13 protein-coding genes are annotated in these 14599 nt (G+C 66.5%); 7 read left to right on the top strand and 6 right to left on the bottom strand.

Annotated elements, in window-relative coordinates; genetic code table 11:
* Positions 1-202: 202 nt before the first annotated feature.
* The 3 genes from EGM87_RS18630 (at position 203) to EGM87_RS18620 (ending at position 4919) form a co-directional block, all read left to right on the top strand.
* Positions 203-2929: a TonB-dependent receptor gene (locus tag EGM87_RS18630; RefSeq protein ID WP_044660972.1), complete on the top strand. Its 2727-nt coding sequence runs from the start codon at positions 203-205 to the stop codon at positions 2927-2929.
* Positions 2930-3406: 477 nt separating this feature from the next.
* On the top strand, positions 3407-4714 hold the full coding sequence (gene hemN / locus EGM87_RS18625) for an oxygen-independent coproporphyrinogen III oxidase (protein WP_137709081.1): 1308 nt from the start codon (positions 3407-3409) through the stop codon (positions 4712-4714).
* Positions 4704-4919: a hypothetical protein gene (locus EGM87_RS18620; RefSeq protein WP_103000772.1), complete on the top strand. Its 216-nt coding sequence runs from the start codon at positions 4704-4706 to the stop codon at positions 4917-4919. Before hemN ends, EGM87_RS18620 begins: the two co-directional genes overlap by 11 nt.
* A 72-nt stretch (positions 4920-4991) precedes the next feature.
* Here EGM87_RS18620 and EGM87_RS18615 read toward each other — a convergent pair whose 3' ends face one another.
* Positions 4992-6080 carry a helix-turn-helix transcriptional regulator gene (locus EGM87_RS18615; protein WP_253719196.1) on the bottom strand — a complete coding sequence of 363 codons (1089 nt, stop codon included), beginning with the start codon at positions 6078-6080 and terminating at the stop codon, positions 4992-4994.
* 84 nt (positions 6081-6164) lie between these two features.
* Here EGM87_RS18615 and cysD point away from each other — a divergent pair, with 84 nt between their 5' ends.
* The 3 genes from cysD to EGM87_RS18600 all read left to right on the top strand — a co-directional run bounded on the left by cysD (position 6165) and on the right by EGM87_RS18600 (position 9875).
* Positions 6165-7076 carry a sulfate adenylyltransferase subunit CysD gene (gene cysD / locus EGM87_RS18610; RefSeq protein ID WP_025548510.1) on the top strand — a complete coding sequence of 304 codons (912 nt, stop codon included), beginning with the start codon at positions 6165-6167 and terminating at the stop codon, positions 7074-7076.
* A gap of 133 nt (positions 7077-7209) precedes the next feature.
* Positions 7210-9123 (top strand): sulfate adenylyltransferase subunit CysN, encoded by a 1914-nt coding sequence (cysN, locus tag EGM87_RS18605; RefSeq protein WP_137708673.1) that lies wholly within the window; start codon positions 7210-7212, stop codon positions 9121-9123.
* 2 nt (positions 9124-9125) lie between these two features.
* Complete coding sequence (locus EGM87_RS18600; protein WP_099187055.1) at positions 9126-9875, top strand: 3'(2'),5'-bisphosphate nucleotidase CysQ; 750 nt, start codon at positions 9126-9128, stop codon at positions 9873-9875.
* Positions 9876-9951: 76 nt separating this feature from the next.
* Here the strand turns inward: EGM87_RS18600 and EGM87_RS18595 are convergent, their stop codons facing one another.
* Positions 9952-10584 carry a class I SAM-dependent methyltransferase gene (locus EGM87_RS18595; protein ID WP_244309861.1) on the bottom strand — a complete coding sequence of 211 codons (633 nt, stop codon included), beginning with the start codon at positions 10582-10584 and terminating at the stop codon, positions 9952-9954.
* 225 nt (positions 10585-10809) lie between these two features.
* Between EGM87_RS18595 and EGM87_RS18590 the strand changes: the two genes are divergently transcribed.
* Positions 10810-11094: a hypothetical protein gene (locus EGM87_RS18590; protein ID WP_137708674.1), complete on the top strand. Its 285-nt coding sequence runs from the start codon at positions 10810-10812 to the stop codon at positions 11092-11094.
* Positions 11095-11145: 51 nt separating this feature from the next.
* Here the strand turns inward: EGM87_RS18590 and pcaD are convergent, their stop codons facing one another.
* Genes pcaD through EGM87_RS18570 form a run of 4 tightly spaced genes read right to left on the bottom strand, consistent with a single transcriptional unit; the run spans position 11146 to position 14595 of the window.
* The gene (pcaD, locus tag EGM87_RS18585; RefSeq protein ID WP_171009923.1) at positions 11146-11931 is read right to left on the bottom strand and encodes a 3-oxoadipate enol-lactonase; all 786 of its coding nucleotides are present in this window, start codon (positions 11929-11931) and stop codon (positions 11146-11148) included.
* Positions 11931-13133, bottom strand: a complete 1203-nt coding sequence (gene pcaF, locus EGM87_RS18580; protein ID WP_137708675.1) for a 3-oxoadipyl-CoA thiolase — start codon at positions 13131-13133, stop codon at positions 11931-11933. The genes pcaD and pcaF overlap by 1 nt, the downstream gene beginning before the upstream one ends.
* A complete protein-coding gene (locus EGM87_RS18575) occupies positions 13130-13786 on the bottom strand; it encodes a 3-oxoacid CoA-transferase subunit B (RefSeq protein WP_137708676.1) in 657 nt (218 codons plus the stop codon). Before EGM87_RS18575 ends, pcaF begins: the two co-directional genes overlap by 4 nt.
* Entirely contained in the window at positions 13786-14595 is an 810-nt protein-coding gene (locus tag EGM87_RS18570) for a CoA transferase subunit A (RefSeq protein ID WP_253719195.1), read from the bottom strand. The genes EGM87_RS18575 and EGM87_RS18570 overlap by 1 nt, the downstream gene beginning before the upstream one ends.
* Positions 14596-14599: the final 4 nt, after the last annotated feature.

The following is a 14599-nucleotide window of genomic DNA, read 5'->3' as shown; positions in this document are numbered from 1 at the left end:
GCCTCCCATCCATTTTACCCGATTCGGCCGCTCGCCACGCAAAGCAGCATCTCTCGGGAATGTTAAGGATGCCGCTACCATCGGCTTTTCATACAGGCAACCTATTTATCCTACAAATATGTCTTGTCCGATCAGACCGCGAGGGTTATGAGCCCCACCAAGGCCCAACACAGGGCCGAGCTGCTGTTCGAAGGGGAGGACCATGAACCGTATCGCCCGCTCACTTATCTGGACGTCTTCCGCACTGGCGATCTTCGCCGGCATACCGGCCCATGCGCAGGACGCGGCCGCGCCGGCCGACGATAGCGCCGACATCATCGTCACCGGCCAACGCGCCAGCCTTGAAGCCGCGCGCAATGTGAAGAGGAATTCCGACCTCGTCGTCGACTCGATCGTGGCGGAGGACATCGGCAAGCTGCCCGACACCTCGGTCGCCTCCGCGCTTCAGCGCATCGCGGGCGTGCAGGTGCAGAACGGCTTCAACAACGAAATCCAGAATCCGATCATTCGCGGCATCGGGGACATATTGACCACGCTGGACGGGCGGGAGATCTTCACCGGCGTCGGCCGTGGCTTCTCGTTCCAGGACCTGCCCGCCGAAGCGATCGGCGGCATCGACGTCTACAAGTCGAACTCCGCCAATCTGATCGAAGGCGGCGTCGCGGGCGTCATCGACATGAAGCTGCAGAAGCCCTTCAATTTCAGCAAGGGCTTCACGGTCGCCGCCAACGGCCGCGTCTATCGCGGCGACATTTCCGGCGAGACCAGCTATACCGGCGGTCTTCTCGTCTCGAACCGCTGGGATGCGGGCGACGGCGAAATGGGCCTGCTGGTCGACGTTTCCTATGGGCGCAACAATTTCAGCCGCCCGATCTCCTTCAACTGCGATCCGCGGTCGAGCAACCATGGCCCGGCGGGCGCCGCGAACATCGTCCTGCCCACCTGCGTCGGCGGCCTGACCGATACCGGCCACAACACCCGCCCGCAGGTCAACGCCGCCTTCCAGTGGCAGATCACGCCGGAACTGCAATTCTATCTCGATGGCCTCTACACCGGCTATCGCTCGACCTTCGCGACGAACTTCATCTTCTCGGACCTGTTTGCGGGCAGTTCGATCACCAATGCGGTCGCAGGCAATGATTGCTTTTCCGGGCTGGTCGATGCCGGAGGCTTTCCGACGACCGATGCAGACAATCCCAATAACCGGATCGAAAATCTTTGCATTGGCAAGTCGGCCACGTTCAACGGCGTGGACGTGCTCACCAGCACCCAGGCGAAGAAGCAGCGCACCGACCAATATGTGTTCGGCGGCGGTCTCAAATGGGACAGCGACACGGTGCATCTGGTCTTCGACGGCAGCTACATCCAGTCGAAGAACGCGAACCGCACGATCATCGTCGACACCGCCAAGCATGGCGCGTCGGTGGACATCATCGTCAATGACGGCGGCCACGGCACCACCGTCATGCAGGGCGATCCGCTCGGCAATCCCGACGGCTTCGTCTTCGCGAACTCGCTGTTCCAGGATCTGAGCAAGTCGAACAGCCGCCAATATGCGTTCAAGCTCGACTCGGCCTTCGACATCGAAAGCAATTTCCTGCGCCAGTTCCAGGTCGGCCTGCGCTATTCCGACCGCACCGGAACGTTCCGCGCGGTTGCGGGCGGTCCGAACTTCCCTGGGGCGAACCGCGCCACGCTGGTCTCCTCGGTGGGCCTGCCGTCGGACTTCATGGTGCTTTCGCCGGACTCGATCCCGTACATCAACAACGGGGCCCACTGGTACACGCCGAACCCGGACTATCTGCTCAGCAACACGGATGACCTGCGCGCACTCTATGGCGCCCCCGCCGGCGATCCCGCCTGGGACCCCACGCGCAACTATGAAGCGGCCGAGAAGACCTGGGCGGCCTACATTCAGGGCAAGTATCAGATCGACCTCGGCGGGTCCTCGTTGATCGACGGCCTGGTCGGCGTTCGCCTGGTCGACACCAAGCGCACGCTGGACGGCACCTCGCGCGTGATCGGCGCGGGTCCGAACAATACCGACCTGTTCAATCCGATCAGCCGGGGCACCCGTGACTTCTACGCCCTTCCGAACGCCAGCATCCGCTTCCGCGCCACGCCGAACCTGCAGTTCCGCGCGAGCTACGCCAAGACCGTCGCGCGGCCGACCTTTGGCGACCTCAACCCCGGCCTGTCGCTGGCGGCTCCCGGTGGCAACCCGAACGTCAGGCTGGCCGGTTCGGGCGGCAACCCGGACCTCAAGGCGCAGATGTCCGACAATTTCGACGTCACCGCCGAATATTATTTCGGCCGGTCAAGCTATGTCTCGGTCGCCGGCTATTACCGCAAGCTGAAGGATCGCGTCGCGCCCTCCAACTCGGTGCAGGTCATCAACGGCCAGACCTACCTGATCACCCAACCGCGCAACCTCGGGTCCTCCAAGCTCAAGGGCATCGAAGTCGCGGGCCAGGCCTTCTTCGACTTCCTGCCGGAAGGTTTCGATGGCCTGGGCGTGATGGGCACCTTCACCCTCGCTGACAGCGAGGTGACGACCCCCGGCGATCCGCTGGAAGGCAAGGAACTGCTCGGCGTCTCCAAATATAGCTACACCGCCGGTGCGCTCTACGAGAAGTACGGCATCACCGCGCGCGTCGTCTATACATGGCGCTCGGGTTACAACGAGTCGCTGTTCGGCGCCGGCACCCTTACCAGCCCGGATTACGACAGCCAGTTCAACAAGGTCAAATCCAATGGCCGCCTCGACTTCTCGGTCGGCTATGACGTGACGCCGAACATCACCGTGACGGTGGACGGCGTGAATGTGAACGGCGGCAAATATTACAGCTATTTCGACTCGCCGGCCTTCCCGCACGACATCCGCATCGATGACAAGTTCTACGGTGCGAGCGTCCGCGTGAAATATTGACGCCACCCTTCCGGGGGCGGGGCGGACTGCACGCCGCCCTACCCCTCCAATGCCCCCGGCGGATCGGGCGGGACGGCGATGGCCGTTCCGCCCTTTTTTTTCCAGATCATGCGCCGCAACTTCACCGTCCACCTTTGCCGTGGAATTCGCCGATCGATAGTCAGGTAGGACCTACGTCCCTGCCCTGCGTGATGCCGACCGCCGCGCACCATCCATAAACGAAGGCTTCCCAGAGTATCGCCGTTGATTTTGAGGCACATCAAGACGCGCTGGCGATCATTCGGCTACATGGCTTTCAACGCTTGTGACCGACACCAGCTGAAGCGTCAGACATCTCTTCGACGGAGCTATCGCCATGTTCATCGCGCATCGTGCCGCGAAATCCCCTGCGCTGGCGAACAGAGCGCGGCAACAAGCCGAATGCTGCGGAAATCCGTGGCTTTTGGCAGATATTCGGCGCGTTCCTGAGTGGAAATGATGTGGACCTACCATCCCGACCTGCTCGCCCGGCCCGTGCCGCGCTACACCAGCTATCCCACCGCCGCGCAGTTCAACGGCGATGTCGGCGCGGCGGAGCTTGCCGCCCGGCTGGACGGGGTGGAAAGGAACGACCCGCTCTCCCTCTACGTCCACATCCCCTATTGCCACGACATATGCTGGTATTGCGGCTGCAACACGGGCGCGGCGAACCGCGTCCAGCGCCTCACCGCCTATGTCGAATCGCTGGAGCGGGAGATTGCGACCGTCGCCGCCCGGCTGAACGGCAAGGGCCGGGTGCAGCGCATCGCCTTCGGCGGCGGCAGCCCCAACAGCCTGCCGCTGGTCGATTTCGTCCGGCTGCTCCAGCAACTGCTGCTCTGCTTCGATGCGCATCATGCCGAACTGTCGGTCGAACTCGATCCCCGCCGCCTCGATGGGCCATGGATCGCGACCATGGCCGCCATGGGCGTCGACCGGGCGAACCTCGGCGTCCAGACCTTCACCCCGCATGTCCAGGCGCGGATCGGCCGCATCCAGCCGCTCGACATGGTGGAGCGCGCCGTCGACCGGCTTCGCGCCGCCGGCATCGCGACGGGTTTCGACCTGATGTACGGCCTGCCCGGCCAGACGCCGGATGACCTCGCCGCCACGCTGGAGGCCGCCATCGCCCTGCGGCCCGCCCGCATCGCCCTGTTCGGCTATGCCCATATGCCCCGGCTGCTGCCCCGCCAGCGCCGCATCGACGCCAGCGACCTGCCCGATCTCGCCGCCCGCTTCGCCATGGCGGCGCAGGGCCATGGGACGCTGACCGGCGCGGGCTATGTACCCATCGGCTTCGACCATTTCGCCCTGCCCGAAGACGGCATGGCCCGCGCCGCCCGCCTAGGCACGCTGCGCCGCAATTTCCAGGGCTTCACCGACGACCCGGCGGAGATATTGCTGGGTCTGGGCGCCAGCGCGATCAGCCAATTCCCCGACCTCATCGTCCAGAATGAGAAACAGGCCGGTCCCTGGCGCGAACTGGCCGATGCGGGCCGATTATCCGCCACCCGCGGCACGCCGCGCACGCCGGAGGACCGCCGCCGCGGCCGCATCATCGAGGCCCTGCTCTGCCAGGGCGAGGCGCATGTCGGCACCGCTCATCCCATGCCCGATTTCAGCCGCTTCGAGGAACTGGGCCTTGTCCGCGTCAGCGAAGGCCGGGTGGCGCTGACGCGGGACGCGCTGCCCTATGCGCGCAGCATCGCCGCCTGCTTCGACGCCTGGCTGGAACCGGCGGAAAAGCGCTTCAGCCATGCGGTCTAGCGCGCTGGCCCTGCTGGCCGTCATCCCGCTGACGACAGTCCATGCGCCCGCCGCCGCCATGCCGAACCGCTGGTATTGCGGCTCCGCGCCGCCGGGCTGGACGCCCCCCTGGCAGCGCAAGCCCGCCACCCCGGACGACAAGAACGCCCCCTGCCATGTCATCCCCTGCGACCGGAAGAAAATCCGCAGCGAAACCTGCCGGTGACACGACCACGTGCTCCTGCGCAGGCAGGAGCACCTTGCGCTTAACGGCAACCGCCCGCACCGCCAAACCCCATCAGGCCAGGGCCAGCACGCTCGTCAGAATATAGCGCACCAGTTCCGCCTGCCCCCGCGTTCCGGTCTTGGCATAGATCTTCTTCGAATAATTCCGCGCCGTCTCCACCGTCAGCCCCAGATCGGCGGCCGCCTCGCTGATCGACATGCCCTGCGCAATGGCCCAGGCCAGCCGCGCCTCGCTGGGCGACAGGCCGAACAGGTCGACCAGCTGGTCGCACCGGTCCGCCTGCGACCAGCGGTCCCCGCTGATATAGGCGATGGCGACAGGCGCAGACTGGGCGGACAGCGACCGGTCCTGGATCGGCCGCACCAGCATGTCCATCAACGGATCGCGGCTCAGGTTGATCGCCCTCGGCCGCGCGTCCCGATCCGCCGCGAAGCTCTTGACCAAGGCGGTCAGTTCCCGGTCGACCGCCGGGGAAGCCGGCGTCAGCCGGTCATAACGCCCCCGGCGCAACAGCCGCGACCGCTGGAAAAGCTGCTCCAGATGCGGCGTCATGTCGACGATGCGGCACTGGGCGTCCAGCGTCAGCCAGCCGAAATTGAGCCGCCCGAACGCCTCCGAATTGACCGAGGAACGGAACTTCTCCCGCTCGAAGGCGACGAAGCTGCGCAGCGCGATGCGCAGATGCGGCACCAGCGCGGTCAGCAGCGCGCCGACGCCCGACCCCACTTCCCGCCCCCCCGCGCAGCTCAGCCAGGCGTCCATGCCGCTCGGCTCGGTGACGCGGACCGAACGCATGTTGGTGATGCCCAGCGGCTCCAGAAATTCGGCGCGATAGCCTTGCTGCACCCTGTCGCCGGGGTCGAGCAGTTCGTCCAGCGTATAGACCCGCGCCTCCCGCATCCGCCGATAGGGCAACGGATCGCGCCCATATTTCTGGTTGAACAGCCGGTCGAGATGCAGCGGCGTCGGCGGCCCGGCATAGAGTTCGACGATCCGCTCCTCATCCACCGGGCGGAAGGCCAGGCTGGCATAGGCGGCCCCCGACCGCGCGCGCAGCCTGTCGAGGAACCCGTGCCAAAGGGGTTGCTCGAACATACCCTCATGGAGAGCCGCCAATAATCCGCCGTCGTCCAGTCGCATGGCTAATATGTATATCCTCCCATATGGGAGGTCCAGAGCTTCGCCACTTCTGCCATCAGGCTGTCACGAAACAAGGCGGTGAACATGATCGATTCGAAAAGGCTGACGCATCTGGAGCGTCTGGAGGCGGAAAGCATCCATATCCTGCGCGAAGTGGTGGCGGAGGCCGAAAAGCCGGTGATGCTGTACAGCGTGGGCAAGGACTCGGCCGTGATGCTGCATCTGGCGCGCAAGGCCTTCTACCCCTCGCCGCCGCCCTTCCCGCTGCTGCACGTCGACACCACCTGGAAATTCAGGGCGATGTACGAGCTGCGCGACCGCATGGCGCGGGAATCGGGCATGGAACTGCTCGTCTATCAAAATCCCGAAGCGCAGGAACGCGGCATCAACCCGTTCGACCACGGCCCGCTGCACACCGACATGTGGAAGACGGAGGGGCTGAAGCAGGCGCTCAACCTCTACGGCTTCGACGCGGCCTTCGGCGGCGCCCGCCGCGACGAGGAAAAGAGCCGGGCGAAGGAACGCATCTTCTCCTTCCGCACCGCCTCGCACGGCTGGGACCCCAAGAACCAGCGGCCGGAACTGTGGAACCTCTACAACGCCCGCAAGAACAAGGGCGAGAGCATCCGCGTCTTCCCGATCAGCAACTGGACCGAGCTGGACATCTGGCAATATATCCACCTGAACGACGTCCCCATCGTGCCGCTCTATTTCGCGGAGGAACGCCCGACGGTGGAGCGCGACGGCATGCTGCTGATGGTCGATGACGAACGCTTCCCGTTGAAACCGGGCGAGGAGCCGGTGATGCGCTCGATCCGCTTCCGCACGCTGGGCTGCTACCCGCTGACCGGCGCGGTCGAGAGCGAGGCGAAGACCTTGCCGGAGGTCATCCAGGAAACGCTGCTCACCACCACATCGGAACGGCAGGGCCGCGCCATCGACAAGGACGCAGGCGGCGCGGGCATGGAGAAGAAGAAGCAGGAGGGGTATTTTTGACGAGCCGCCACCCCAAGCCGTCATCCCAGCGAACGCTGGGATCTCAGGCCCCATGGCAGACCCTCTCGCAGACCGACCCTTCGACCCAGATCAACCAGATGCCAGCCTCCGCTGGCATGACGGGACAGATGACATGACCGACACGCTCGACGACCCCATCTACAAGACCGACGCCCTCATCGCGGAGGACATCGACCAGTATCTGGAGGTGCACCAGCACAAGACGATGCTGCGCTTCATCACCTGCGGGTCGGTGGACGACGGCAAGTCGACGCTGATCGGCCGCCTGCTCTACGACAGCAAGATGATCTTCGAGGATCAGCTCGCCGCCCTCGAAGCGGACAGCAAGCGCGTCGGCACCCAGGGGCAGGAGATCGACTTCGCTCTCCTCGTCGACGGCCTCGCCGCAGAGCGGGAACAGGGCATCACCATCGACGTCGCCTATCGCTTCTTCGCCACCGAAAAGCGCAAGTTCATCGTCGCCGACACGCCCGGCCATGAGCAGTACACCCGCAACATGGTGACGGGCGCGTCCACCGCCGACCTTGCCGTCATCCTGATCGACGCGCGCAAGGGCGTGCTGACGCAGACCCGCCGCCACAGCTATCTGGCGCACCTCATTGGCATCAGGAACATCGTCCTCGCCATCAACAAGATGGACCTGGTCGACTATGACCAGGCGGTCTATGACGGCATCGTCAAGGATTATACCGATTTCGCCCATAGCATCGGCATCAAGGCCTTCACGGCCATGCCCATTTCCGGCTTCAAGGGCGACAATATCACCGGCCCGTCGGCAAACACCCCCTGGTACAAGGGGCCCGCGCTGATCGAGCATCTGGAAACGGTCGAGGTCGATCAGGTCTCCGACCAGCTCAAGCCGTTCCGCATGGCGGTGCAGTGGGTCAACCGCCCCAATCTCGACTTCCGCGGCTTTTCCGGCCAGATCGCCACCGGCACGATACGCAAGGGCGACGCCATCCGCGTCCTGCCGTCGGGCAAGACCAGCACCGTCAGCCGCATCGTGACGCTGGATAGCGACCTTGACGAAGCCGTCGCCGGCCAGTCCGTCACGCTCTGCTTCACAGATGAGGTCGACTGCTCGCGCGGCGACGTGATCGCGGCGTCCGACAACCCGCCCCAGGCCGCCGACCAGTTCGAGGCGACCATCGTCTGGATGGCGGATGAGGAAATGCTGCCCGGCCGCCCCTATTGGCTGAAGATCGGCACGCAGACCGTCACCGCCACGATCCAGCAGCCCAAATATCAGGTCAACGTCAACACGATGGAGCATCTGGCGGCCAAGACGCTGGAGCTGAACGCCATCGGCGTCGCCAACCTGTCCACCGACCGCCAGATCGTGTTCGAACCCTATGAGACGAACCGGACCTTGGGCGGCTTCATCCTGATCGACAAGATCACCAACGCCACCGTGGCGGCAGGCATGCTGCACTTCTCGCTTCGCCGCGCGCAGAACGTCCATTGGCAGGCGACCGACGTCACCCGCGAATTCCACGCGGGCCTCAAAAACCAGAAGCCCGCCGTGCTGTGGTTCACCGGGCTTTCGGGGGCGGGCAAGTCGACCATCGCCAACCTTGTCGAAAAGAAGCTGGCGCGGATGAACCGCCACACCTTCCTGCTCGACGGCGACAATGTCCGCCATGGGCTGAACAAGGATCTGGGCTTCACCGACGCCGACCGGGTGGAGAATATCCGCCGCGTGGGCGAGGTGGCGAAGCTCATGACCGACGCCGGCCTGATCGTCATCACCGCCTTCATCTCGCCCTTCCGCGCTGAACGCGAGATGGTGCGCCAGATGATGAAGCCGGGCGAGTTCATCGAAGTGCATATCGACACCCCCCTCGCCGATGCGGAGGCGCGCGACGTCAAGGGCCTCTACCGCAAGGCGCGGTCCGGCGAGCTCAAGAATTTCACTGGCATCGACAGCCCCTATGAAGCGCCCGAAGATCCGGAAATCCGGATCGACACCACCGCCATGACCGCCGAAGAAGCGGCCGAAGCCATCATCGCGAGGCTGATCCCATGAGCATGACCGACGCCGATCTCGCCGCCCATCTGGCCGACATTGCGGGGCGCCTGCTGCTCACGGTGCGCGACAGCGGCCTGTTCAGCGCCGGGGCGCTGGGCAAGGCGGGCGACCAGACCGCCAACCAGTTCCTGGTCCATGCCCTGCGCGAACAGCGCCCGGAGGATGGCCTGCTGTCGGAGGAGATGAAGTGCGACGGCTCCCGCCTCGGCAAGTCGCGCGTCTGGATCGTCGATCCGGTCGACGGCACGCGCGAATATGGGGAGGAACGCGCCGACTGGGCGGTGCATGTCGGCCTGTCGGTGGACGGCGCGGCGACGGTGGGCGCGGTGGCGCTGCCCGGCCTCGACGGCGGCATCGTGCTGCGCACCGACCAGCCCCGCCCCATTCCGCCCGCACCGGAAAAGCTGCGCATGGTGATCAGCCGCACCCGCCCCGCCGCCGAAGCGGTCGCCGTCGCGGAAAGGCTGGACGCCGAACTCGTCCCCATGGGCAGCGCGGGCGCAAAGGCGATGGCGGTGATCCTGGGACAGGCCGACATCTATCTCCATTCGGGCGGCCAATATGAATGGGACAGCTGCGCCCCGGTCGCCGTCGCCCTCGCCCATGGCCTCCATTGCAGCCGCCTCGACGGATCGCCGCTCGTCTACAACCGGGAGGACGTCTATCTACCGGACCTGCTCATCTGCCGGAAGGACCATGCGCGCCAGGTGCTGGACCTGATCGCCGACCTGGCCCCCACCGGCAACTGAAGTCCCCGCCGCAAAAGGACGAAATGGCGGGAGGGGGCCGGAATTCCCCCTCTCCCGCAGGCGGGTGTCCCGCCCATTATCCCCTGAACGGACGCGCCGCCCAGTAAAGATGGCATGGCGGCACATTGCGCCATTCGAAACCCGTCTGGACCGTCTCGAACCGCCGCTCCAGCAGGGGCTGCACGGCCTTCCGCATCTGATAGGCGAGGAACCGTCCATCCGGCGCCAGCGCCCGCGCGCTCGCCTCCATCAGCCGCTCCGCCCGGTCCGGCGCCAGAGTGGAAAAGGGCAGGCCCGACAGGATGCAATCCGCCTCGTCCAGCCCATGATCGGCCATGATGGCGCGCACGGCATCGGCGGAACCGGTAACGGCGATCAGCCGCCTGTCGGGCGTCGCCTCGCGCAGATGATCGATGAAGCCCGCGCTGGTGTCGATGGCCAGCAACCGCGCATGGCCCGGCAGCCGGTCCAGCAGGGCGCGGGTGAAAATGCCCGTGCCCGGCCCATATTCGACCACGCAATCCATCCGGCCCCAGTCGATGGGGGACAGCATGCGCTCGACCAGATAGCGCGAAGCGGGAAAGGCGGAGCCGACCGCCATCGGATTCCTGAAGAACTCCCGAAAGGCGAGAGCCAGATATTCCGGACCGCGGCCCTCGGCGGCGCCCCATGCGCCCCGCGCCACCCTGTCTTCGAACGATGTCGCCACGATTGCTTCACTCTCCCGTCCTGTGATGCCGCAATGCCCGCGCATCGAAGCTTGCCCGGAAAACCCATGGGATCGGAGGCGGGTTCCTCGAAAACCGCCTTACATGGATCAGGAACCGGCCGCCGCCCGGCGGAAGAAGGGTGACAGCGCGCACCATTGCGCTATCGCAGGGATCGACTTTAAGGACTCGGGCGTCATCGCCGGAAGGCAATGGAGACAATCGACATGCAGCAGGTGGACCCGATGAGCGTGGCGCTGGGCTATTGGAGCCTCGGCCTGGAGGCGGCGATGGTGATCGGCCTTCGCCTGCCCCGGCTGTTGGCCGGCAATCCGGCAGCGGCGCTGGAGGCGCAGAAGATGGTGGCGGAGAAGATCGAAGCCGCCGCCCTGCTGCAGTGGAAGGCGATGACCGGCGCGCTCGGCGCGACGCCGCTTTCCGTCATGCACGCTTCCACCGCCCATTATCGCAAGGCCGTGGGCAAGAACCGCCGCCGCCTGACCGGTCGTTAGGACCGACCCCTCGGTGAAGCAGGACGCCGTCCAGGCAGGACGGACTTCGGCTCAGCCAAGAAACGCCGTCACCGCCTCTGCAAAGGCCTGGGGCTGCTCGACATTGGCGAGATGCGCCGCCTCCAGCATCGTCAGCCGCGCCCCCGCTATCGACCGGCCCAGCGCCTCGCTGTGCGGCGGCGGGGTGGCCGGGTCCTTCGTGCCCCCGATCACGAGCGTCGGCGCCTCGATCAGCGTCACCGTCCGCCGCATGTCCATGTCGCGGATCGCCGCGCAGCAGCCGGCATAGCCCTGCGGATCGGTCGCCTGCAGCATCGCGGCGACAGGCGCGATGGCGTCCCCGCCGCGCGCGGCGAAGGCCGCGGTGAACCAGCGCTCGACCGAAGCCTCCGCCAACGGCGCCATGCCCCGCTCGCGCACCAGCGCGATCCGCGCGTCCCAGGCGGCGGGCGGCCCCATGAAGCTCGACGTGTTGGCCAGCACCAGCCGCCGCAGCCTGCGCGGCTCCCTTATGCCCAGCCATTGCCCGACCATCCCGCCCAGCGACAGGCCGCAAAAATCCACCGCGTCGATCCGCAACGCATCGAGCAGCTCGATCGCGTCCCGCCCCAGCCGGTCGATGGAATAGCCGCCCGCCGGCGCATCCGACGCGCCATGGCCGCGCTGGTCGTAGCGCAGCACGCGGAAGGCCCGCGTCCATGCCGCCATCTGCGGCGTCCACATCTCCAGCCCGGTGCCCAGCGAATTGGACAGCAACAGGACGGGCGCATCCTCCGGTCCGTCCATCCGCCATGCGATGCGGCATCCGTCGCCGGTCGTGACGAACCGCTTCTCCATCAGACCCGCTCCACCGCCAGCGCCAGCCCCTGGCCGACGCCGATGCACAGCGTCGCTAGGCCCAGCCTGCCGCCCGTCCGCTCCAGACGATGCACCAGCGTCATCGCGATGCGCGCGCCCGACATGCCCAGCGGATGGCCCAGGGCGATCGCCCCGCCATGGGCGTTGACGCGCGGGTCGTCGTCGGCAAAGCCCAGTCCGCGCAACACCGCCAGGCTCTGGCTGGCGAATGCCTCGTTCAGTTCGACGGCGTCGAACCGGTCGATGGACAGGCCCAGCCGCGCGATCAGCTTCCGCGTGGCCGGCACCGGCCCGATGCCCATGACGCGCGGCGGCACGCCGGCGCTCGCCATGCCCAGGATGCGGGCGCGGGGCGTCAGTCCATGGGTCTTCGCCGCCGCCTCGCTGGCGACGATCATCGCCGCCGCGCCGTCATTGACTCCCGATGCATTGCCCGCCGTCACCGTGCCGTCCGGCCGCACCACCGGCTTCAGCGCCGCCAGCATCCCCATCGTCGTGTCCGGGCGGGGATGTTCGTCCGCGTCGACCATGGTTTCGCGACCCTTGCGGTCCGCGACGACGACCGGCACGATCTCCTCGGCGAAATAGCCCGATGCCTGCGCAGCGGCGGCCGCCTGCTGGCTGCGCAGGGCGAAGGCGTCCTGATCGGCGCGCGATATGCCGAAATCGGCCGCCACATTCTCGCCCGTCTCAGGCATGGAATCGACGCCGTAGAGCGCCTTCATCCGGGGATTGACGAAGCGCCAGCCGATGGTGGTGTCATGGATCGCATTGCTGCGCGAATAGGCGCTCTCCGGCTTGGGCATGACGAAGGGGGCGCGGCTCATGCTCTCCACCCCGCCCGCGATCATCAGTTCGGCGTCGCCCGCGCGGATGGCCCGCGCGGCGGAGCCCACGGCGTCCAGTCCGGACGCGCAGAGCCGGTTGACCGTCGATCCGCCGACGCTGTCGGGCAACCCCGCGAGCAGCGCGGCCATGCGCGCGACATTGCGGTTGTCCTCCCCCGCCTGGTTGGCGCAGCCCAGGATCACGTCGTCGACGGCGGCGGGATCGACGCCGCTCCGCCCGATCAGCGCGCGCAACGGGATGGCGGCGAGATCGTCGGCGCGGACGCCCGCCAGGCTTCCGCCATAGCGGCCGATGGGGGTGCGCACCGCATCGCAGAGGAAGGCCTCGCTCATGCGGCGACGGCCACGCCGGCGACGTCGATCGGCGCGCCGGTGCCCGCCGCGATCTCCTGCACGGTGACGCCCGGCGCCGTTTCGACCAGCCTCAGCCCGCCTGCCCTGCGGTCCACCGCGATCACGCCCAGATCGGTGACGATCAGGTCGACCACGCCCCTGCCGGTCAGCGGCAGGGTGCAGCACTCCAATATCTTCGGGCTGCCGTCCTTCGATCTGTGGTCCATCACCACGACCACGCGCTTGACGCCCGCGATCAGGTCCATCGCGCCGCCCATGCCCTTCACCATCTTGCCGGGGATGGCCCAGTTGGCGAGGTCGCCGTTCGCCGCCACCTCCATCGCGCCCAGCACGGCCATGTCGATATGCCCGCCCCGGATCATCGCGAAACTGTCCGCGGAGGAGAAGAAGCTGCTGGTCGGCAGCGCGGTGATCGTCTGCTTGCCGGCGTTGATCAGGTCCGGGTCCGCCTCCCCCTCATGGGGAAAGGGGCCGATGCCCAGCATGCCGTTCTCGCTCTGCAGCGTGACGTTCACCCCCCGGGGCACATGGTTCGCCACCAGCGTCGGAATGCCGATGCCCAGGTTCACATAATAACCGTCGCGCAGTTCCTTCGCGGCGCGGGCCGCCATCTCGTCGCGGGTCCAGGGCATCAGGCCGCCCCTCCCACGGTCTCGCGCGCGCCCCCGGTTTCACGCGCCCCGCCGGTCTCACGCGCCCCGCCGGTCTCACGCGCCCCCCCGGTCTCACGCGCCCCCCCGGTCTCACGCGGACGCGTCGTCAGCTTCTCGATCCGCTTCTCGTTGATGGTGCTCAGCACGATGCGGTCGACATAGATGCCGGGCGTATGGATGCAGTCGGGGTCGAAACCGCCCTCGGGCACGATCTCCTCCACCTCCGCCACCGTGACCCTGCCAGCCGTCGCCATGTTCGGGTTGAAGTTGCGCGCCGTCTTGCGGAACATCAGGTTGCCCGCGGGGTCCGCGCGCCACGCCTTGATGATGGAAAGGTCGGCGCGCAGCCAGGTCTCCCGCACATATTCCTCCCCCTCGAAGGTCTCGACCGGCTTGCCCTCCGCCACCATCGTGCCCACGCCCGTCTTGGTGTAGAAGGCCGGGATGCCTGCGCCGCCCGCCCGGATGCGCTCGGCCAGCGTGCCCTGGGGGTTCAGCTCCAGCTCCAGTTCTCCCGAAAGATACTGGCTCTCGAACAGCTTGTTCTCCCCCACATAGGAGGAGATCATCTTGCGCACCTGGCGGCTCTCCAGCAGCATCCACAGCCCGAACCCGTCGGCCCCCGCATTGTTGGAGATGATGGTGAGGTCCTTCACGCCCGATGCCCGGATCTCGGGGATCAGGCTTTCGGGATTGCCCGAAAGCCCGAATCCGCCCGACATGATCGTCATGCCGTCGAACAACAGGCCTTCCAGCGCGCGCCTCGGACTATCGACAATCTTCTGCATGGAA

The organism is Sphingobium sp. RSMS (assembly GCF_005406185.4).
Classification (GTDB): Bacteria; Pseudomonadota; Alphaproteobacteria; order Sphingomonadales; family Sphingomonadaceae; genus Sphingobium; species Sphingobium fuliginis.
The sequence above is the reverse complement of the archived record's forward strand: the minus strand, read 5'-3'. Positions and strand labels throughout refer to the sequence as shown.